This is a genomic window from Neptunomonas sp. (assembly GCF_016744175.1).
Classification (GTDB): Bacteria; Pseudomonadota; Gammaproteobacteria; order Pseudomonadales; family Balneatricaceae; genus Neptunomonas.
Window position 1 is genome coordinate 20,639 of record NZ_JADGEV010000035.1, and the last position, 21,549, is coordinate 42,187.

General features: G+C 43.4%; 20 protein-coding genes. 1 reads left to right on the plus strand and 19 read right to left on the minus strand.

Annotation, left to right across the window (positions count from 1 at the left end; genetic code table 11):
* Positions 1 to 19 precede the first annotated feature (19 nt).
* From QZZ55_RS14685 to leuC, 14 genes are all read right to left on the minus strand, one after another.
* Complete coding sequence (locus QZZ55_RS14685; RefSeq protein WP_293268118.1) at positions 20 to 514, minus strand: CvpA family protein; 495 nt, start codon at positions 512 to 514, stop codon at positions 20 to 22.
* Positions 515 to 572: 58 nt separating this feature from the next.
* The gene (locus QZZ55_RS14690) at positions 573 to 1,136 is read right to left on the minus strand and encodes an SPOR domain-containing protein (RefSeq protein WP_293268119.1); all 564 of its coding nucleotides are present in this window, start codon (positions 1,134 to 1,136) and stop codon (positions 573 to 575) included.
* Positions 1,136 to 2,410, minus strand: coding sequence for a bifunctional tetrahydrofolate synthase/dihydrofolate synthase (gene folC, locus QZZ55_RS14695; RefSeq protein WP_293268120.1), 1,275 nt, complete (start codon positions 2,408 to 2,410; stop codon positions 1,136 to 1,138). Before folC ends, QZZ55_RS14690 begins: the two co-directional genes overlap by 1 nt.
* A gap of 52 nt (positions 2,411 to 2,462) precedes the next feature.
* The gene (gene accD / locus QZZ55_RS14700) at positions 2,463 to 3,422 is read right to left on the minus strand and encodes an acetyl-CoA carboxylase, carboxyltransferase subunit beta (protein ID WP_293268122.1); all 960 of its coding nucleotides are present in this window, start codon (positions 3,420 to 3,422) and stop codon (positions 2,463 to 2,465) included.
* Between the two features lie 34 nt (positions 3,423 to 3,456).
* Positions 3,457 to 4,260: a tryptophan synthase subunit alpha gene (gene trpA / locus QZZ55_RS14705; protein ID WP_293268124.1), complete on the minus strand. Its 804-nt coding sequence runs from the start codon at positions 4,258 to 4,260 to the stop codon at positions 3,457 to 3,459.
* A 20-nt stretch (positions 4,261 to 4,280) separates the two neighbouring features.
* On the minus strand, positions 4,281 to 5,471 hold the full coding sequence (gene trpB / locus QZZ55_RS14710; protein ID WP_293268139.1) for a tryptophan synthase subunit beta: 1,191 nt from the start codon (positions 5,469 to 5,471) through the stop codon (positions 4,281 to 4,283).
* A gap of 13 nt (positions 5,472 to 5,484) precedes the next feature.
* A complete protein-coding gene (locus QZZ55_RS14715) occupies positions 5,485 to 6,111 on the minus strand; it encodes a phosphoribosylanthranilate isomerase (RefSeq protein ID WP_293268125.1) in 627 nt (208 codons plus the stop codon).
* A gap of 59 nt (positions 6,112 to 6,170) precedes the next feature.
* Positions 6,171 to 7,025 (minus strand): tRNA pseudouridine(38-40) synthase TruA, encoded by an 855-nt coding sequence (truA, locus tag QZZ55_RS14720; RefSeq protein ID WP_293268126.1) that lies wholly within the window; start codon positions 7,023 to 7,025, stop codon positions 6,171 to 6,173.
* The gene (locus QZZ55_RS14725) at positions 7,022 to 9,970 is read right to left on the minus strand and encodes a FimV/HubP family polar landmark protein (protein WP_293268127.1); all 2,949 of its coding nucleotides are present in this window, start codon (positions 9,968 to 9,970) and stop codon (positions 7,022 to 7,024) included. Before QZZ55_RS14725 ends, truA begins: the two co-directional genes overlap by 4 nt.
* Before the next feature lie 175 nt (positions 9,971 to 10,145).
* Positions 10,146 to 11,168 carry an aspartate-semialdehyde dehydrogenase gene (locus QZZ55_RS14730; protein WP_293268128.1) on the minus strand — a complete coding sequence of 341 codons (1,023 nt, stop codon included), beginning with the start codon at positions 11,166 to 11,168 and terminating at the stop codon, positions 10,146 to 10,148.
* Between the two features lie 62 nt (positions 11,169 to 11,230).
* Positions 11,231 to 12,346: an aspartate-semialdehyde dehydrogenase gene (gene asd / locus QZZ55_RS14735; protein ID WP_293268129.1), complete on the minus strand. Its 1,116-nt coding sequence runs from the start codon at positions 12,344 to 12,346 to the stop codon at positions 11,231 to 11,233.
* A gap of 96 nt (positions 12,347 to 12,442) precedes the next feature.
* Positions 12,443 to 13,525, minus strand: coding sequence for a 3-isopropylmalate dehydrogenase (leuB, locus tag QZZ55_RS14740; protein ID WP_293268130.1), 1,083 nt, complete (start codon positions 13,523 to 13,525; stop codon positions 12,443 to 12,445).
* Between the two features lie 28 nt (positions 13,526 to 13,553).
* Complete coding sequence (leuD, locus tag QZZ55_RS14745) at positions 13,554 to 14,201, minus strand: 3-isopropylmalate dehydratase small subunit (RefSeq protein ID WP_293268131.1); 648 nt, start codon at positions 14,199 to 14,201, stop codon at positions 13,554 to 13,556.
* Positions 14,202 to 14,235: 34 nt separating this feature from the next.
* Positions 14,236 to 15,657, minus strand: a complete 1,422-nt coding sequence (gene leuC / locus QZZ55_RS14750) for a 3-isopropylmalate dehydratase large subunit (protein WP_293268132.1) — start codon at positions 15,655 to 15,657, stop codon at positions 14,236 to 14,238.
* A 264-nt stretch (positions 15,658 to 15,921) separates the two neighbouring features.
* Here leuC and QZZ55_RS14755 point away from each other — a divergent pair, with 264 nt between their 5' ends.
* A complete protein-coding gene (locus QZZ55_RS14755) occupies positions 15,922 to 16,185 on the plus strand; it encodes a hypothetical protein (RefSeq protein WP_293268133.1) in 264 nt (87 codons plus the stop codon).
* Between the two features lie 15 nt (positions 16,186 to 16,200).
* Here QZZ55_RS14755 and hisA read toward each other — a convergent pair whose 3' ends face one another.
* From hisA to QZZ55_RS14780, 5 genes are all read right to left on the minus strand, one after another.
* The gene (gene hisA, locus QZZ55_RS14760; protein WP_293268134.1) at positions 16,201 to 16,965 is read right to left on the minus strand and encodes a phosphoribosylformimino-5-aminoimidazole carboxamide ribotide isomerase; all 765 of its coding nucleotides are present in this window, start codon (positions 16,963 to 16,965) and stop codon (positions 16,201 to 16,203) included.
* A 101-nt stretch (positions 16,966 to 17,066) separates the two neighbouring features.
* Complete coding sequence (minE, locus tag QZZ55_RS14765) at positions 17,067 to 17,318, minus strand: cell division topological specificity factor MinE (protein ID WP_293268135.1); 252 nt, start codon at positions 17,316 to 17,318, stop codon at positions 17,067 to 17,069.
* Positions 17,315 to 18,127, minus strand: a complete 813-nt coding sequence (gene minD, locus QZZ55_RS14770; RefSeq protein WP_293268136.1) for a septum site-determining protein MinD — start codon at positions 18,125 to 18,127, stop codon at positions 17,315 to 17,317. Before minD ends, minE begins: the two co-directional genes overlap by 4 nt.
* Positions 18,128 to 18,176: 49 nt before the next feature.
* Positions 18,177 to 18,884 (minus strand): septum site-determining protein MinC, encoded by a 708-nt coding sequence (minC, locus tag QZZ55_RS14775; RefSeq protein ID WP_293268137.1) that lies wholly within the window; start codon positions 18,882 to 18,884, stop codon positions 18,177 to 18,179.
* A gap of 413 nt (positions 18,885 to 19,297) precedes the next feature.
* Positions 19,298 to 21,319: a PAS domain S-box protein gene (locus QZZ55_RS14780; protein ID WP_293268138.1), complete on the minus strand. Its 2,022-nt coding sequence runs from the start codon at positions 21,317 to 21,319 to the stop codon at positions 19,298 to 19,300.
* Positions 21,320 to 21,549 lie beyond the last annotated feature (230 nt).

The window sequence follows — 21,549 nt, forward strand, 5'->3', positions numbered from 1 at the left end:
AATGTAGACCACTGTCTTATTAACGTCCTGCGTTCCAAATCAATTGACCAACCTCAGTTGCAACCTCTTTGGACCATGTTTCCATTAAAGCAAAATGAGGAATCAACTGCGATTCCTTCCACCAAGCATCTTGCACTGCCGGCGTCTCTCCCAGCAAAGCAACAAGCACAACAACCACTATGGCACCTCGCGCTAATCCAAAGCCCATACCTAGGATTCTATCAGTACCGCTTAACCCCGTCGCCTCAACCAGTAAACCAACCAAATTGCTGACTAAAGCGCCAACAATCAACGTCAATATAAACAGTATGGCAAACGCGGATACAATACGAAATGATGGTGTTTGAATATAGTCAGTCAAAACAGTCGCTAAAGCATCAGTGAAAAGCCGCGCAATCACAAATGCAGTGACCCATGTTAGTAACGACAATGCTTCTTTTACAAAGCCACGCCTGATACTAAAGAGTCCTGAAATCCCTACAATTCCGAGGATTACCCAGTCAGCCCAGTTCATTTTTCATATTACCTATCCAATTTGCGCGCATTCTAACAGAGGGTTAAGATGAACCCAATCACTGAGTCGTGAATCTGAAAATTATTCCATCAAGGCCGAAGTCATTTTGAAGCAACTCTTTGAGCTTCTCCAGACGTTCACGCTGCATATCCGGTCCTACATAAACTTTAAAGAGATTCGCATTCTTTCTCGTATAAACTTTGTGCCCAGCTTCAACTAGCTGTTTACGTAGAGCTCGCGCATTTGATTCGTCCTTAAAACTAGCAAGCTGTAACGTCCAAGCAACCGGTACATTTTGCTCATCCAATTGAGGCTTATCATTACTCGTACTGACTACTGGCCGTTTCTCTTTAACCTGCACTTCTTTTTCAGGAACATCTTCTACTAATACCACAACCTTCTCGGGAGAACCCTGTACCGGAGCAAGTTTTGACGTGTCCGGAAGCAACTGAGTTTGTGGCTTCATATCTACAATTTCAGGCATATCAGGTGCTACAGGTATGCGGCTTTCTAAATGCCTTTCCCTATACCCTTCACCGGTAAGAAATAAAGGAAAAAGAATTACAGCAGCGAGCACAATCACAGACAAGCCTAACAGCCGCCTTTTCACACTATCGTCCATTAAAGCAGTTCTCTCTGAAGAACGGGATAAGCATCCCCTACTGTATAAAAAGAGCCAGCAACTACAATCAAGTTGGTGTCGCCCTCATTGCCTATCAGTGTATCAATAGCCGATGCAACCGTATCATGGCAAATAATAGTTGCGTCACTCATACTAGAGACGTGAACACTTAGCTGTTCAGCTGTTTGCCCTCTTGGAACATCTAAAGTGACTAAATGCCAACATGCCACAACAGGTGATAACGCCTTGATAACAGCAGCACAGTCTTTATCCGCTAACATACCTAAAACTAACTGAACGTTATTGTTTTCAAGCGCTATTAACTGCTCCGCTAAGTAGGTAGCTGATTGTGGATTATGCGCTACATCAAGAATAAAATGACGACCTTGATATTCAGCAGATTCCATACGGCCTGAAACTTTCGCATCTCGCAATCCCATCGCGATATTTGCAGGAGTGCATTTTAAATCAGACATTAAAACTGTCTGTATAGCAGTGGCAGCATTTTGTAGAGGTAAACGAGGCAACGGCAGGTCATCGAAAAACAAAGACTCATCGTTAATATCACATCCGCGCCAAGTCCAGTGATTACCTTGTACCTGATATTCAAAAGATTTGTTAACTTGTCGTAAACGACTACCGAGCTCTAAGGCATAATTTTCTATAGAGAGAGGAGGATTTAACTCACCGCATACCGCAGGTTTATCTTTTCTAAAAACACCGGCCTTTTCCCAACCAATTTTTTCACGATCACTACCAAGCCAGTCAACATGATCTACATCAATGGTGGTGATGACTGATACATCAGCATCCACTACATTGATGGCATCTAAACGCCCCCCCAGACCCACTTCTAATAGCGCTACATCAGGCTGCTGTTCTGCCACAATCCATAAGGCAGCAAGCGTTCCCATTTCAAAATATGTTAAAGAAACATCTTCACATGCCACATCAATTGCATTGAAAGCATCAACTAAAGTGCGGTCATCTACTAACAGCCCGTTTAAGCGGACTCGTTCATTATATATTTGTAAATGAGGAGATGTATAACAGACTGTTCTATACCCTGATTGGCGATAAATAGCATCCAAGATAGCAACAGTGGAGCCTTTACCATTAGTGCCAGCTACCGTAACAACATGCACATTATCAAAATTTAATGACAATCTATTAAATACGGCTTGCACCCGCCCAAGACCAAGATCAATGGCTACCGGGTGGCTTTGCTCCATCCAACTTAGCCATTGTTCAAGTGAGAATTCTGATCTATTCATTAAAATAGTTTACCAAAAGAAAGGCCGGCAAGACCGGCCTAAACTATCTAGTTTATGAGCTGGAGTCTTTATCAGAGCGCTCTTCATCAGAAGTATCTACATGCTCTTCCGAAAGCTCTACTGTTTCCACCATAGCCACTTCTTCAACAGCCGGTTCTACAAAACGATGCATAAACATTGACAAGATTGAGTACAAGCGTTCGCGCATTTCTAAACGTGAAACAATCATATCAACCTGGCCGTGCTCCAGTAGGAACTCAGCTCTTTGAAAGCCTTCTGGTAACTTCTCTCGTACGGTTTGCTCAATAACACGTGGACCAGCAAATCCAACTAACGCTTTTGGCTCAGCAATATTCAGGTCTCCTAACATTGCTAAACTAGCAGAAACGCCACCGTAAACAGGATCAGTAAGCACTGATATATAAGGAATACCTGCTTGGCGCATTTTCTGTAATGCTGCACTCGTTTTAGCCATCTGCATTAAAGAGATCAGCGCTTCTTGCATTCGAGCACCACCAGACGCCGAAAAGCATATAAGTGGAATATTTTCTTCAAGCGCTATATTAACAGCACGCACGAAACGCTCACCAACAACAGCACCCATTGAGCCACCCATGAAACGGAAGTCAAAAGCAACAGCAACAACAGGCATAGATAACAAGGAGCCACGCATAGCAACCAACGCATCTTTTTCGCCAGTGGCTTTTTGCGCTGCTGATAGTCGGTCTTTATATTTTTTTGTATCTTTAAACTTCAAACGATCAACTGGCTCTACTTCTGCAGCCAGCTCTGTATAGGAATCTTTATCTAAAAAAAACTCCAAACGCTGACGTGCAGCTAAGCGCATGTGATGATCGCATTTAGTGCAAACATTAAGGTTTTTTTCTAACTCCGGAAGATACAAAACAGCCTCACATTTAGGGCATTTCTTCCAAAGACCTTCAGGAACACTCGCTCTTTTATTTTCAGAACGGGCGAGCGACGGGACAATTTTATCTAACCAGTTACTCATTCTTATCTAAATCCAGTATGATAATTCGTTATTCTCAGGCATCCATAGCACTGCGCATTTGCGCAATGATAGCAGCGACATCAATAGAAATCTGTTCTGGCTGGGATACATTTTCAGCGATCGCATTAACCAATACGCTTCCTACTATAACCCCATCAGCAACGTTAGAAACTGCAGCAGCAGACTCCCCGTCACGAATGCCAAAGCCGACACCTACTGGCATATCAGTATGGCGACGTATCACTTCAAGTTTGCTGGCAACTTCATTAACATCCAATGCCGCTGAACCAGTTACGCCTTTAACTGACACGTAATAGACATAACCTGATCCAAACTCACAAACTTGCTGAACACGACTCTCTTCTGTTGTTGGCGCTAACAAATAAATCACATCTAGCGCATATTTTTTCATGATGCCAGCAAATTCAACAGATTCCTCCGGTGGGAGATCTACTGTCAATACACCATCAACACCTGCGTCACTAGATTGCTTAGCAAAGCTTTCGTATCCAAGCGTTTCTATTGGATTTAGGTAACCCATTAATACAACAGGTGTTTTCTTATCTATCACACGAAACTCTTTAACCATCTCCAATATATCGAGGAGACGTGTACCATGACTTAATGCTCGCTCGCATGCCAACTGGATAACAGGCCCATCAGCCATAGGATCCGAAAAAGGCACTCCTAGCTCGATGATATCTGCGCCAGCATCGACCATAGCATGCATCAATGGCACAGTAACTGACGGCTGAGGATCTCCTGCAGTCACAAACGGAATGAGCGCTTTTCTGCCATCCGCTTTAAGAGATTCGAAACATTGATTAATACGACCCATTCTCAAAATCTCCTTAGCTACTAAATTTCAATACCATCAATACCAGCAACGGTATGAATATCTTTATCACCACGACCTGATAGGTTGACCACAACTATCTGATCTTTATCCATCTCTTTAGCGACTTTCATTGCATGAGCAACAGCATGACTGGACTCTAAAGCAGGCATGATACCTTCAACTCTTGTTAACATGCGAAAAGCATCCAATGCTTCATCATCGGTAATCGCGGCATACTCTGCACGCCCTGAATCTTTCAGCCATGCATGCTCAGGGCCAACACCTGGGTAATCTAAACCCGCCGAGACAGAGTGCGTACCCAAAATTTGCCCAGCATCATCTGACATTAAATAGCTTCGATTCCCATGCAATACTCCCGGACGACCCGCACATAAAGGTGCTGCGTGCTGCCCAGTTTCGACACCGTAACCACCTGCCTCAACACCGATCATCCGCACATCGGCGTCTTCTATAAACGGATAGAACAAACCAATTGCATTGGAACCACCACCAACACAAGCAACAAGAGCGTCAGGCAAACGCCCTTCGTGCTCAAAACATTGCTGGCGCGCTTCGCGTCCAATAACACATTGAAAGTCACGTACCAATTTAGGATAAGGATGCGGACCTGCTGCTGTACCTATAATGTAGAAAGTATTATCGACATTGGTTACCCAATCACGCATCGCTTCATTCATAGCATCTTTAAGCGTGCGCGTTCCTGACTTAACAGCAACGACCTCTGCACCCAACAATTTCATACGATATACGTTCAACGACTGACGATGAACATCATCTACACCCATGTAGACTTTACACTCAAGACCAAGACGAGCCGCAACGGTAGCAGAAGCCACACCATGCTGCCCGGCACCTGTTTCAGCGATAATACGCGGCTTGCCCATAAATTTGGCTAACAAAGCTTGGCCAATCGTATTATTAATTTTATGCGCACCAGTGTGGTTTAAATCCTCACGCTTTAAGTAGATTTTTGCGCCACCTACTTCTTGCGTCAAACGCTCGGCAAAATACAACGGCGATGGACGACCAACATAATGAGCTAAATCGTAATCAAACTCTTTTTGGAAATCCGCATCCGCCGACAGTTTTTCATATACTCTTTCAAGATCCTGAAGAGCCCCCATTAGTGTTTCGGATACAAAACGACCACCGTAAGGCCCAAAGTGGCCTTTCTCATCAGGCAACTGCATTAAAGCAGCCAGCTCAGTTGTTGTTGGCACGTGCCACCTCTTTAAAAAAACAATTAATTTTATTCGCGTCTTTAAGACCCGCTGACTCTTCTACCCCGCCACTCACATCAACAGCGTAGGGTTTTACTTGTTCTATTGCTTGTGCAACATTATCGGCAGACAAACCACCCGCTAAAATAATACTAGAACGCATGGACCGAGGTATACGATCCCACTCAAAAGATTCACCCGTCCCTCCCGGCACCCCCGCCTTATATGCATCAAGCAAAATAGCACGGGACGAAGAGTAAATCTCAGCTTGATGCATTAAATCAAGACCCGGTTTCATTCGTAGTGCTTTTATATATGGGCGATCAAACTGTTCACAAAATTCTGGCGTTTCTTTACCGTGAAACTGTAGGAGATCGACTTTTGAAAGCAATAGTGTTTCGTTAATAACGACCGGCTCTTCATCAACAAAAAGCGCAGTACTCGTGATAAAAGGCGGAAGTAGTGAAATGATATTCGCAGCAACAGAAGGCTCAACATATCGTGGACTAGGCTTATAAAAAACAAAGCCCAAAGAATGCGCTCCAGCGGCTATCGCTATTAGCGCGTCTTCGATTCGAGTGATGCCGCAAATTTTTACGCGTGCTGCCATGATTTAGTCGATATATGATTAGGCAAAGAGGGAATTCTAACAGAACTAGCGGCTCAACGTTAGCCAGTAATATTAAGGAAATAGGGACCTAGTTCAGATTTAGGTAATGAATAGCTTTGCGGGTATTGCACATCAACAAAATATAAACCTGATGGAGGTGCAGTTATTCCTCCTGCACAACGATTTCTTGCTTCCAAAACTTGCTGCGCCCATATAGGCTCGGCCTCACCGGCTCCAATACTCATAAGCACGCCAGCTATATTTCTAATCATATGATGCAAAAACGCATTTGCCTGTACATCAATAACAATTAGCTTACCTGAGCGATAAACATTTAATGCTTTTACATCTCTTACCGGGCTATTTGCTTGGCACGCAACGGCTCGATACGAAGAAAAGTCATGCCGACCCACCAAATAGGCACCGGCTTCCCGCATTCTATCAATATCTAATGGCTTATAAGTCCATGTAACACCTTTGGAGAGCAATGCAGGCTTGATTCTAGTGCTGTAGATTAAATAACGATAGCGCCGCTCCTGAGCGCTAAACCGCGCATGAAATGTGTCATCAACAGGAACAGCCCAACGAATAGCAATATCATCAGGCAAGTTGCTATTTCCACCCAATACCCATGCACGCTGTTCTCGTTTAGCGTGAGTATCAAAATGGATTATTTGATAAGTACCGCTTACACCCGTATCTGTTCTACCTGCACAAACTACAGATACAGGTTCATTAGCAACAACAGAAAGCGCTTTTTGAATATGCCCCTGAATAGTAGGAACCTCATCATTCTTTTGAATCTGCCAACCATTGTAACCGGCTCCCGCGTACTCTACACAAAGCGCATACCGATAAGGGGCGACCGAAGCCGCCCCTTTTTCACTGTTTAGCTGTATGGCGTCTTGCGTCAAACAAGCCCCCCTAACAACTCTGTAGCTTCAGCTTTCTGCGAGTCATTACCTTCTTGAGCTATCTCTTCAAGGATATCTTTAGCACCTTCAACATCATCCATATCAATGTAAGCTCTAGCCAAATCAAGTTTTGTTTCAACTTCATCAGCCCCATCCAAGAAGCCTAAGGCATCAAGAGACGGTTCATCATCAGACAAGGATTCTTCAAGAGCAATGTCATTATCAGTACTATTGAGCAGCGCTTCTAGCTCATCATCAAGCTCAGCATCTAAATCATGTTCAATATTTGAGGTTAATTCACGAGTAACTTCTTCATCAGAAGGCGTGCCCGGCAATTCATTTAACGAATCATCGCCACTAAGATCATCTAGATCAAACCCAGCCAAGTCCATCGGCTCATCATTAGACTCAGAGGAATCTGATTCCTGCGGTTCTAAATCATCCAATAAATCAGCGGCATCCTCTGAAAAGTCATCAGCTTCAACAATATCTTGATCAAGAAGTGTCGCCGCCTCTTCAACTATAGGCTCTTCACCAACAACATCCTCTTCCTCAAATCCTAATACATCATCTAAATCACCGAAGTCATCTAAATCATCAACACTTGCTGACTCTTCATCCAAAGAGGCCAGTGTTTCAGCAATACCACTGTCGTTACTGCTTGATGTATCCGCGACTTCTTCCTGGGCGTCGTCTTCTAGAAGAGAATCTAAATCTGCCATCAAGTCAGTCTCAAGATCCAAATCGCTCTCATTTAACTCAAGCGCCGCACCCGATTTTGCTGTCTCTTCAGACATATCTAGGTCAAGATTATCTAATTCAAAATCAAGCTCATCTAGCTCACTTTCTAGATCTTTCATTTCTTGGCTTGGCTCGTCCGGCTCAACATCACTTAGATTGAACTCAAGATCATCATCTTCTTCGTCAGCTGGCTCATCAGCAGTTACCAGCTCATCATCCAACTCACCTAGCCCCAACGACTCGAGCGTTTCGTCAATTTCATCATCTTGTGAAACTGAATCAACCATTCCTAGGCCTGAACGGGCTTTCTCTATCGCCTCTTCCTCAGCACTATCTTCAGCTAACAAGTCATCTAAAGCAGTGTCAGCCGCTAACGCACTATCCGAAAGCTCGCCTAATTCAAATTCATCATCGCTTGAAGACTCTGCGGGCTCTTGCTCTTCCAAGTCAAGATCAGTGGCGCTATCCATATCAGCCAACTCATCTAACCCAAGATCAAACTCATCATCATCAGACTCATCCAAAATTGAGCCCAACAAATCATCACCATCATCTATATCACTCTCATCTGAATCAGCAGAGTTGTCGTCAATAGCATCTTCTATTGCCATTACATCAAGATCATCATCAAACGAATCATCTAAATCTAGATCCATATCTAAATTCAGATCATCAAGATCATCAAGATCATCATTTAAATCAAACTCACCTGAAGCGACATTCTCACTACGCTCGTCGGAGGCAGCTTCAGCAGCTGCTTCAGCCAAATCATCTGAAGCCTCTTCGAGTTCAGCAAGCTGAGACTCTTCATCAAGATCACTACTCTCATCAAGATCAACAGCATTGAAAAACTCTTCTTCCTCAACCGCATCTTCTGCTTTTTTCTTGCGCCGCATCATTAACCACAAGCCAGCAAGCACAGCGATAAGCCCTCCACCAATACCCGCAAGGTACTCAGGCGCCTGAAGTATTTTGTCTATGAGGCTTTTTTCTGGTGGTGGCGGTGGTGGTGGCGTAACAGGTAAAGGGGGTTTACTAACTTCACTTTGCAATGTAGCTAGTTGCTGATCTTTCAGCTGAATCAGCCTCTGTAATGAGTCTAATTGCTCCTGAATAGCATCCAATTTATCATTTAGATCTACGTTGTCCCGTTCCAGTCGGTCTATTGACTCCATCGAAACAGCCAGCTGGTTTTCTAATGACTCATTTTTCTCAATAAGCTGTTGCTTATCGAGATCTTTAGTTTGACTATTTTGACCATCGACTGCCGCATCATCTTTATTTACTGACTCAGCAGGCGTCACAACTTTTAACTGACCAGCATCTGCATCGTTAGTTTCTTGAGACTCTGCGGCTTCACTCTTTAAACTTTTTTTCGATCCATCAATGGGAGCTTTATCCTGTGCAGGAGCCCCTCCTTGCTTCCACAAGGCTGTTTGCCGATGAACCTCTACTGCCGCTTGCGCGGAACTGACAGCACGCGCCTCAGCTTCTGTAGGGAGATTAATAACAACACCCGCTTTCAGGTTGTTGATATTTCCATCAGGAAACGCTTGAGGGTTCTTTTTATGCATCGCCACCATCATTTGGTAAGACGACACATCTGGAGCAACACGATTTTCAATCGCTAATCCCCACAAAGTATCCTGTACATCTACATATGCTTGGGTTTTCTTGTCCGCTCGCGATCGAATGTTGGAAGCGCTTTCCGTTTGGCGAGTTGAAGGCGTATTTACCTGCGTGCTCGAACGCGTATTTATTGGAGTAGATACTGCCGGCGCTACTATTTTCTGAGTGGGCGATGGATCAAAAACAGGAGGGTCTAATAAAAGTGTGTATTCTCTTACCAACCTACCGCTAGGCCAATTAACTTCCACCAAAAAATTTATAAACGGCTCTTTTACCGGCTCTCTGGAGGTTAAAAGTATAACACCGGTACCGTTTGGGTTAACTTTCACCTGAAAGCGAATATCAGACAGAGCCCTTTGCTGGCTTAGGCCTGCTAGTGCAAATTCATCCTGGTTGGCCATTCTTGGCCGTATCTGTAAAGGGTTTAAATCTCGTATCTGATGCAGTTTTATCTCTGCACTTAGAGGCTCATTTAGAGCTGATTTAATCTTAATATCACCAAGCCCTAACGCGTTTACCTGCGTTGATACAAGAGCACCTGCAACAGCCAGACTTAAAGCAAGTTTGCGCAGCATTTTATTTTCCTTAAGTTACTTACCGATTATTTCTTGCATAATCAGCAAGTTGCCGATCCGATGTTTGTTCAAAGTATTGTTAAAAAGTAGCAATCGGTCAAGAAACTGAGGCAATAAGAGTGTATTTTTTTCATTTACACCCATATTTCTCAGTTATACCTCTTATTTAGTGCCTTTATAGGTAGTCATTTACTACTAATTCAGCAACTTGTACTGCATTCAAAGCAGAACCTTTTTTAACATTATCGGCCGTAATCCATAAACTTAAACTCTGATGCCCATATAAGTCTTCTCTGATGCGACTCACATATACAGCATCACTACCAGCAGCGTCCGTCACTGGCGAAGCAAAATCCACTTCAGAATTTCGACCAATTACTTCAATACCTTCTATTGCTTGTAACGTTTCTACCACTTCTTCAGCACTGATATAAGCTTGTGTCTCTATTGAGACAGATTCACTATGGCCAAAGAATACAGGAACACGAACACAGGTAGGGTTAACTCGAACGGAAGCATCATCAAGAATTTTTTGCGCCCCCCATACTAAGTTCATCTCTTCCTGAGTATAGCCGTTTTCCAGAAAACCGCTCGTTTGTGGAATTACATTGAATGCAATTTGCTTGCTGAATACATGTGCTTCAATCTCCCTTGCATTCAGTAATTGCGTTGTTTGCTTTGCTAACTCGCCCACGCCTTTTCGACCCGCACCAGAAACAGCTTGGTACGTAGACACCGTGATACTTTCAATACCAACAGAACGATGAATTGGTGCCAAAACCATCAACATCTGTGTAATCGAAGCATCTGGAATACTGATCATGTTCCGAATGGAAAAATCAGCAATTCTATAGGCGTTAACTTCAGGAACCACCAATGGAACATCAGGATCATTACAAAAAGCAGCGCTAGTATCGATAACAACACAACCCGCATCAGCAGCAATTGGCGCATACTGAGTGGCGATATCTTCAGGAGCGGCAAAAAAAGCGATTTGTACTTGGCTGAAATCAAAATCAACAATATTTTGGACTTTTACAGTTTCTCCTTTAAACGATATTTTCGTACCAATAGTACGCTCGCTCGCTAAAAGATATAGATCGCCTATTGGAAAAGCTCTCTCTTCAAGTATGCTCAGGATATTCTCACCTACCAGCCCCGTTGCACCCACTACTGCGATATTAAACTGTCTATCCATCTTACCCTCAAAACAAAACAGCCCGAACAATGTCGGGCTACTATAAACTAAACAAAATATTATCAGGCTTGTTCAAGCAAGATCCGCAACATACGACGTAACGGCTCTGCCGCTCCCCATAACAGCTGATCACCGACACTGAACGCATTCAAATATTGGCCACCCATATTCATCTTACGCAAACGGCCGACAGGAACACTCAATGTGCCGGTTACTTTCGCGGGCGTTAACTCCGCTGCTGTAATATCACGCGAATTAGGTACAACTTTCACCCAATCATTTGCTTCAGCAATCATTGCCTCAACTTCATCCATCGGGATATTTTGCTTTAGCTTAATAGTAAATGCTTGGCTGTGGCAGCGCATCGCACCTATACGTACACACGTTCCATCAATTGGAATAGGGCTTTCAGAACGGCCAAGAATTTTGTTGGTTTCAACAAACCCCTTCCATTCTTCTTTGCTTTGTCCGTTTTCCAACGCCACATCGATCCAAGGAATCAAACTGCCAGCTAGCGGCACACCAAAGTTGTCTACGGGCATGCTTGTGCCACGAATAGTTTCAGCAACACGCTTATCAATATCTAAAATGGCACCATTGACGTTTACTTGATCTGCAACAGAGTTATGAATCACTCCCATCTGGCTGATCAACTCACGCATGTGGCGCGCTCCACCACCGGAAGCTGCTTGATAGGTCATAGACGTTAGCCATTCAATCTGACCAGACTTAAATAAACCACCCAAGCCCATCAGCATCAAAGAGACAGTACAGTTACCACCTATGAAATTCTTAACACCTGCAGCCAACCCTTTATCGATAACTTGGCGATTCACAGGGTCTAATACAATGATACTGTCATCAGCCATGCGCAATGAAGAAGCTGCATCAATCCAGTAACCCTGCCAACCCGATTCACGTAGCTTTGAGAACACTTCTTTCGTGTAGTCGCCGCCCTGACAGGAAATAATAGCGTCCATCGTTTTTAGTTCTTCAATATCAGTAGCGTCTTTAAGTGCCGGAATCGGTTTACCGACATCCGGGCCCGCTCCACCGACTTGAGAAGTAGTAAAAAAGACGGGCTCATCGATAAAATCGAAATCACGCTCTTCCATCATGCGTTGCATCAGCACAGAACCAACCATTCCGCGCCAACCGACAAAACCTACACGTTTCATTGGTATCCCCAATTAAATAAACAAAGTACATAAACACAAAAGCCGACTTCCGAGGAAGTCGACCACTACACGTCACACTCTTGTCAACGTTAAAAACTATCCGTTAAGCGCAGCAACAACCGCATCACCCATCTGAGCAGTGCTAACAGCGGTCATGCCATCAGACATTATATCTGCAGTACGTAAATTCTGATCTAAAACCTGACTAACAGCAGCCTCGATTTTATCTGCAGCATCACCTTGATCGAGTGAATAACGTAACATCATAGCGGCAGAAAGAATCGTTGCCAATGGGTTTGCTTTACCTTGGCCTGCAATATCCGGGGCAGAGCCATGGCATGGCTCATACATTCCCTTACCATCCACATCCAAAGAAGCAGAAGGCAACATGCCGATGGATCCAGTCAACATTGCAGCTGCGTCTGACAATATATCACCAAACATATTACCCGTAACCATAACATCGAACTGTTTTGGTGCGCGAACCAACTGCATTGCCGCATTGTCTACGTACATATGACTTAGCTCAACATCCGGATATTCCTTAGAGAGCTCTTCCATAATCTCACGCCAAAGCACAGTCACTTCTAGCACATTGGCTTTATCAACAGAACACAACTTCTTGTCGCGCTGACGTGCTGCTTCAAATGCTACTCGACCAATACGACGAATTTCATTTTCATCGTACACATAAGTATTATATCCCTCACGAACGCCACCTTCTTTGATACGTACGCCGCGAGGCTGGCCAAAATAAATCCCCCCTGTCAGCTCACGAACAATCAAAATATCCAAGCCTGATACAATTTCAGGCTTCAGCGAAGAAGCATGCGCCAATTGAGGGTAAAGAATCGCGGGGCGCAGATTCCCGAATAAACCCAAATTGGAACGAATGCCCAACAAACCTTTTTCTGGGCGAATTTGAAAATCAGGGATAGCATCCCATTTTGGCCCACCAACAGCACCAAGAAGAATAGCATCAGCTTTTTTAGCTGCATCCAACGTTGATTCAGGTAAAGGAACACCATCTGCATCAATAGCCGCACCACCTATGAGCGCTTCAGAAAACTCAAGACCAAGTGAAAACTTAACATTCACCAGTTCTAAAACACGTTTTGCCTGCTCTACAATTTCAGGGCCAATGCCATCACCTGGCAGAATCAGAACACTTTTACTCATTGCAAAATCCTTAACTTATCTACTTCTATTACTTGATGGCGTCAAACAGCCATGGTGCTTCCTGGCGACGTCGCGTTTCGTACGCTTTGATATCTGCTGCATTTTCAAGCGTCAAGCCAATATCATCCAAACCGTTTAGCAAACAATGCTTACGAAAAGCGTCCACTTCAAATTCCATTTCAGCACCGCTTGGTGTAATCACCTTTTGATTTTTCAGATCAACGGCCAACTGATACCCTTCAACAGCTTCTACTTCGACAAATAACTGATCAACCTGCCCATCACTAAGAATGATAGGTAACAAGCCATTTTTAAAGCAATTATTATAAAATATATCAGCAAAACTAGGCGCTATAACGCAGCGAATGCCAAAATCATCCAATGCCCATGGCGCATGCTCGCGGCTTGAACCACAGCCAAAATTTTCACGTGCTAGTAACACAGTTGCGCCTTGGTATCGATCTAGATTCAATACAAATTCAGTATTTAACGGCCTACCTACGCAATCCTGATCTGGCTGCCCTTCATCTAAATAGCGTAACTCATCAAACAAGTTTGGACCAAAACCTGAACGTTTGATGGATTTCAAAAACTGCTTAGGAATGATCATATCCGTATCAACGTTGGCACGATCCAATGGCGCAGCTACACCCGTTACTTTAGTAAAACTTTTCATTATATTCTTCCTTCTCTAGTAAGCCACTGCGACCTTAATTGCTCATCAACTCACGAACATCAACAAAGTGTCCAGTAACAGCCGCCGCTGCTGCCATTGCAGGACTCACAAGGTGCGTACGCCCACCAAAACCTTGGCGCCCTTCAAAGTTACGGTTACTAGTAGACGCACAGTGCTCACCACTCCCCAACTTATCAGGGTTCATTGCCAAACACATAGAACAGCCTGGCTCACGCCATTCCAAACCAGCTTCTACAAATATTTTATCCAATCCTTCTTTCTCTGCTTGCGCTTTAACCAAGCCAGAACCAGGAACAACGAGCGCTTGCTTGATTGTTGAAGCAACCTGACGTCCTTTCACAACAGCCGCCGCTGCTCGTAAATCTTCAATACGAGAATTTGTACAAGAACCAATAAAAACACGATTCAACTGAATATCTGTTATTTTCTGGTCCGCATTCAGTCCCATATATTGCAAGGCACGACGAATACCATCAGCTTTAGTTGGGTCGAGTTCCTTATCAGGGTTAGGCACTGTATCACTCACGCTGACAACCATTTCAGGAGATGTTCCCCACGTTACCTGAGGAATAATCTCTTCTGCTTTGATAACAACGACTTTATCAAACTCTGCATCATCATCTGATACGAGCGTTTTCCATGCGGACGCTGCTGCATCCCATTGAGCATCTGTCGGCGAGAACGGACGCCCTTTAAAGTAATCAATTGTCGTTTGATCAACAGCCACAATGCCTACTCTTGCACCTGCCTCAATCGCCATATTGCATATCGTCATCCGACCTTCCATCGAGATACTACGAATTGCCTCGCCACCAAACTCAATCGCAGAACCATTACCACCCGCTGTTCCGATAACACCGATGATATGCAAGACAACATCTTTTGCTGTTACGCCTACACCCAGCTCACCGTCTACGCGTACCAACATGTTTTTCATTTTTTTAGCAATGAGGCACTGTGTTGCCATTACATGCTCAACTTCAGACGTACCTATCCCATGCGCTAAAGCGCCAAACGCACCATGCGTCGAAGTATGAGAGTCTCCACAAACAACAGTAGAGCCCGGAAGAGTCATCCCTTGTTCAGGGCCAACCACATGAACAATACCTTGGCGGTTATCATTCATTTTAAATTCGACAACACCAAAATCATCACAGTTGTCATCCAGCGTTTGTACTTGAATGCGTGACACTGGATCGACAATCAAATCAACGCCTCCTGACCGCTCTGTCGTGGGTACGTTATGATCTGGCGTAGCCAAGTTAGCGTCAATACGCCACAGCTTTCTTCCTGCAATACGCAAGCCTTCAAATGCTTGAGGCGATGTGACTTCGTGAAGGATCTGGCGATCGATATAAATTAACGCACTACCGTCTTCATTTTGACGAACAAGATGCTGATCCCATAACTTGTCATATAATGTCTTACCTGCCATCAGAACCCTCTCCTGTATCTGGCTATAATCTCTTCTAAATCAGCTAAAGGCTAACTAGAACTCAGTTGTGCATGCTCTTTTCTTAACGTGCAACTTTAATATACTGCTATCGTAATAGAGCACCATAAATTATACAAATTCATAATTTTTATAGTTTGGATTCCAAATAGGAATAAATAAAAAATCCTTTTCTAAAACTGCTTTATATCAATGTTGATACGAACAAATACTTTAAAATAAGCACAGCGAAATATGGAGAAACTAATGAAACCGAACGCAACAACCGCCATGGAAGCACTCATTGAAGAAGTACGCTTCACTATTCCTTTTGAGCTTCCTGTTAGCGACTTGTGTTCTGGCATTTGTACAGGGTGTTCGAAAAAGTTAATTGATTTTCTCGATATAGAAATTGGAGAGTGGGAGCAGCGACTACAACAAGGAGAAAAGCCAGGCCTAGGAGATATTGACAAACTAGCCAAGACCAGCCGAAAGATTTATCGAGTGCTGCAGAAAAACCAGCTAGTCTAGGCTAACAGTACAACTTTAGGGCTTAGTGTTTTTATTCCAATCAATACACGATTTTAACGTAACACCAGAACCACCGAATACATCCAGCGCACTACCAATTGTCAAATCAACCTTCCCGTCGGATAAAGAACTAACTTGCTGCAAGTCCTCCATAGAACGCGCTCCACCTGCGTAAGTAACGGGAATAGTAGCTATTTCACCAAGCAACCTTACCAAGTCTTTATCGATACCTGCCTGTAAACCTTCAACATCAGCAGCGTGAATTAAAAACTCAGCACAATGCTTTTCTAACTCACGTAATGTATCAAGGTTTATGCTTGTTTCTGTCACCGTTTGCCAGCGATCCGTTGCTATATTCCAGCCAGAATTTGTACGCCGACAACTCAAATCCAAAACAAGTTTATGTGTCCCTGTTTCAGCTTTAATTTCTTCAAGACGCTCCCAAGAAAAACGCCCTTTATCAAAAAGGTACGAGGTCACAATTACATGAGAAGCACCTGCGTTAAGAAATTCGGCAGCATTTTCTTTATTCACACCACCGCCAAACTGCAACCCATTAGGCCAGGCACTCAGCGCCAATAATGCCTGCTCCTTATTGCCAGAACCGAGAGCAATAACATGTCCGCCTGTAAGATTATGCTCTCGATATAAACGCGCATAATATGCAGCATCATAAGCACTTACAAAATTTGTTGTGGCCCCCTCTTCATTCAGACTCCCACCAACAATTTGTTTAACCTTACCCTGATGCAAATCGATACAAGGACGAAACTGAGTCACTACTTTCTCCTACGCTTAAACAGCGAAATTAACAGTAGCATCAACACTACTGAAAATTTCGTCACTGCTTATATTTTCACCAAGCAACTACAAAGTAGCCACTACTCCGGCAATGTGATATTCAACTCCAGCACCGAACAATCATCACTATTATCCAATTGCACTGAAACCTGATCTTTTTCAATATTCACATATTTACGAATCACATCAATTATTTCCTGCTGCATTAACGGCAAATAATCAGGCTGCTGACGCTTAGTTCGCTCATGCGCAACAATAATCTGAAGACGCTCCTTTGCGACCGATGCTGATGTCTTTTTCTCTTTTTTCAGAAAATAGTTAAAAATACTCACTTTTTACCTCCTAACAAACGCTTTAGAAAGCCTATTTTCTGCACCTCAAGAAAGCGATGTTCCACTTCTTCGCCTAGCAAACGAGATACTGCATCTAGGTACGCCTGGCCTGCTTCTGAGTCTTGATCCAAGATAACAGGAGCCCCTTGGTTAGAAGCTTTAAGTACAGCTTCAGACTCAGGAATAACACCCAACAAAGGAACCGCCAAAATATCTTCGACATCAGCAACGCTTAACATTTCCGCTGCTGCAACACGCTCAGGATTATATCGGGTTAATAGCAAATGCTCTTTAACCGTACCACCTTGCTCAGCTTTTAAAGACTTACTCTGCAAAATACCTAGAATACGGTCAGAGTCACGTACAGACGACACCTCAGGATTAGTGACAACGATTGCTTCGTCAGCAAAATACAACGCCATCTGAGCACCTTGCTCAATACCTGCGGGAGAGTCGCAAATGATATACTCAAAATCTTTAGCTAATTCATTTAAAACGTCCTGCACACCCTCCATCGACAAAGCGTCCTTATCACGCGTTTGCGATGCTGGCAAAATAAACAGACCTGGTGTGCGCTTATCTTTGATCAGCGCTTGATTTAAGCTTGCTTCTTTATTGATAACATTAACAAAGTCATAAACGACTCGTCGCTCACACCCCATGATTAGATCTAGGTTACGCAAACCCACATCAAAATCGATTACAACCGTTTTAAAGCCACGCAGAGCTAATCCGGTAGCAATAGCAGCACTTGTCGTTGTTTTTCCTACTCCACCTTTACCGGAGGTCACTACAATAATTTTAGCCACTTTTATTCCTTAATTACCTGATTTAGCGGATCCATACCACAGCATTTTTCTATATAGCTGCAACCTGAATGGACTCACCTTCTAAAAACACATGCGCGGGTTGTTTCCAACATTGCTCACGAAGCTTATCGTTTAATATAAAATATCCTGCAACAGACACTAATTCAGCTTCCATCTGACGACAAAAAATACGCGCCTCCGCGTCTCCTTTCACACCCGCTAACGCCCGGCCTCGTAAGGGTCCGTAAACATGGATATGCCCGTCAGCCAGTACCTCTGCCCCTTCACTCACCGCGGCCATTAGTATCAAGTCAGCCCCTTCAGCGTACACCTGCTGACCCGACCGAACGGGTTTAGTAATAACTTTACTAGGCCGAAACGCAACGGGCTCCAACAAAACCTCTGCTTTTTCAACAGGCTTAGATTGGATTTCAGTAGATCTTGCATTTGATGCAGGCAATGAAGCCATCCCTATTTGCCGCACAGCACTTAGCAACTTATCAGGTACTGCTTTGCACGCCATAGGCTGCAACCCTAACTCCCTACACGATGATACAACCTGAACGAGTTGCTCAGCCTGCAAAACACCATCGTATTGAGATAAGTTAAGAACCAGCGGAGATGCATTAAAAAACTGTGGAGCTGAATCAATTTTTTGCTTCAACTGCTCAAAAAATTCAACCGAAGAGTAATGATAAAGATCCATCACAACCGCTGTTACCGCGGTGCCTTTCATCTGAAAACAAACATCTGCCATTCAGCAATCCTAATTTACAAAATCGGCACATTACTATACTCCGCAGCATTTGCCGTCAATCAGGGCCACAGAGCAATTATTCAACAAGTGAAGAATTCAGGACGGCTACTTTACCAAATTGCGCCAGCACCAGGAAACAAATCCCACCCTTGACTGCAAATATATTACGCAAATGCACAATATACGACACACCTGCATTACTAAAGAAACCAGCAGGATAGAAAAGTTCCGCTCTAACAGGGCTTTTAGAGCCCGCCCAATAGCAAAAAGACGTATCTTATTAAGTTCGATACCCACCAATCAATGATAAAACCTGTAACAATCACACCTCTATGGCAACTAAAATAATAATAGAGCCAGCCTACTCATCTTCACTACTTCATGAATCATCCCGCAAAATAACTCAGGATATTTTAGTCGCCACTTCCAACACCATCGCATTCAAACTCATTCAAAAAAACCTGATAATTATCACCGCCTTCTTTTTTAGCCTTATACAAAGCAAGATCAGCATTTTTAATAACATCCCCTGAGTCCCCTCTCTCTAGCGAGAACAAACTAATTCCTAAGCTACAAGTAACCTCTACATGCTGATTAGCGATGAGCACCGGCGCTCTAATCGACTGCAAAATCTGATTTGCGATTTTTTTTATACACTCGCGTCCGTTCGCACTTTGTATAATAATCGTAAACTCATCGCCTCCTATACGTGCAACCGTATCGGTTTTTCGTACACATAACTCCAATCTTTTAGAGATAGTTTTCAGCAGTTCATCGCCAGCATCATGCCCTAGGGTGTCATTAATTAATTTGAATTTATCAAGATCTAACATAATTAAAGTCAGTACTGATGCAGAAGAGCGTAAACAAACAGCTCTAGCCTGCGCTAAGCGATCATAAAACAATCTACGATTTGCCAACCCCGTTAAAGGGTCATACAACGCCAATTGCTCAAGCTTATGTTGTACCTCTTTCTGCTCCGTCATGTCTTCACTCACACTAACAAAATGAGTAATTTCACCGTATTCATCGCAAATTGACGAGATTGACATGAAAGACCAATAGCACTCTCCTGTTTTTGTTCTGTTGTAAGTCTCTCCTCGCCAATCATCTCCCGACAAAATAGTTTCCCACAAGTCACGATGCGTTTGAGAGGGCGTATGCCCAGTACTAATAAGCGAGGGTGTTTTCCCTATTACTTCGGATGATTCGTAACCCGTCGTTTGACAAAAACTTGGGTTCACATACTCAACCACTCCCTGCTTGTTGGTTATCATGATTGAGCTGCCCGCATGCTCAACGGCTAACGAAAGTTTTTTCAGTGCCATCTCAGATTTTTTTTGCACAGATATATCTGTAATAAATGCAAAAACACCCGAACCATCAACAATAGTTCCTCCTGAAAACTGCACGTAAACAACCCCACCACCTTTTCTCTTTAGAGCAGCCCCCAAACTCCAGTTATTATTCGAGTGCAACGTCGCCGATAAGGTATTAATCAAACGAGTATCTGGGAACGAGAGAAGGGAATAAATAGATCTACCGAGAAGACGGCCGCCAGAATAACCCAGCATTTTGCAAAACGCTTGATTGGTATCAGTAATAAAAAGAGATCTATCAAGCGTGATAAACCCATCGGTTGTAGTGGAGATGAATGAGCGAAGCATAGCCTCGCTTTGTTGCAACTCACGTTCAGCCTTTTTTTGAGCGGTAACATCATTAACGATTGAATGTAAAAACTCTTTACCTTTGGACCTAAACGAACCACAGAGCACAGCTACATCACGTATTTCACCGTTTTTTAACTGATGTTGAAAATCAAAAAAGCTCTTCTTATCACGCTTGGCGTTTTCTACTTCAATTTGAAACCGATCAGCAGATAATGTGTTTATGTCTGTGATTTTTAAGTTTTTTAATTCACCTAAGCTATAACCATAATATGCCAGCGCTGCTGCATTAGCATCAATGATGAACCTAGTATCAAAATCAATGATGAGCTGAACAGCTTTGCTACGCTCAAAAAGCAGTTTATAAATATCTTCAGCCGCATAGTTATTTAGCCCAGACGCTTTTTGCTCTGTAACATCAACAATATACCCATGAATCCAGCAAGGCTCATCTCCATGTAAATCAATCAGTACGCTCCTATCAACAACCCAGCAATACTCACCCGTTTGATTTTTTACGCGATACTCCTGCTCAAAGCTCTGACCACCTTCCTGAAGAAGACGTTTATTACCTTCTTTTACCCTGAGTAAATCATCAGGGTGAATTAGATCTGAATACTTAACTGCGCCATTTATGAAATCAGCGGAGCGGTAACCAAAACACTGAACATTATCTGAGACATAACGGACAGACCAATCCTCATAAGGGTTCCATACAAAGAAAACGACCGGTCCATTGATATGTGAGAAAACATTTTGAGGGCTCATTGGTTTTACCCCGATTTTTAAATAAGTCCGTTTAGCGAAAACGACCTAATCCTTTAAAATCGAACCAGCAAAGGAAAATGCTTAAGATGACAGTCACATAAATTTATATTTATTGCATTGATTTATAGCAAGAGGGCTTTTGTCGGCTTCTAACGGCCAGCAGGCACTTTAAAAAAGTAATTACAGCTTGATATAGAAAACCAAAGAAAAGATGGTGCCCGGAGCCGGAA